This is a genomic window from Bowmanella yangjiangensis, from assembly GCF_017255015.1.
GTDB lineage: Bacteria > Pseudomonadota > Gammaproteobacteria > Enterobacterales > Alteromonadaceae > Bowmanella > Bowmanella yangjiangensis.
Window position 1 is genome coordinate 1 of record NZ_JAFKCS010000620.1, and the last position, 428, is coordinate 428.

Consider the following 428-nt stretch of genomic DNA (forward strand, 5'->3'; position numbering starts at 1 on the left):
GGTGCGCATCAATGCCCCCGAGCATGCCGGGCATGCGGCCGACATCGCTCTGTGCGCCCGGCATGCCGGGGTGGTCGGCGTGCTGCTGCCCAAGGTGGAGTCTGCCGCCCATGTCTCACGTGTCGCGGCCTGCGCCAAACCGGTCTGGCCGATCATCGAGAGCGCGGCGGGGCTGCTGGCGCTGGCGGACATCGCCCATGCCGACGGTGTCGAGCGCCTGTCCTTCGGCGCGCTCGACCTGGGCCTGGACCTGGGCCTGAGCAGCGGTTCTGCCGCCGCCGAACGCATCCTCGACCAGGCCCGCTACGCCTTGCTCCTGCAGTCGCGCGTGGCCGGTCTGGGCGCGCCGCTGGACAGCGTCTTCCCGGCTATCGAAGACCGTGAAGGGCTCGCCCGCACGGCGCGTGATGCACGCGACATGGGCTTCG

Annotated in this window: 1 protein-coding gene; it reads left to right on the forward strand. The window is 71.7% G+C overall.

The window, feature by feature from the left end:
• The coding region (locus J0A65_RS25960; protein ID WP_232850166.1) for an aldolase/citrate lyase family protein at positions 1-428 on the forward strand (428 nt) is incomplete at both ends.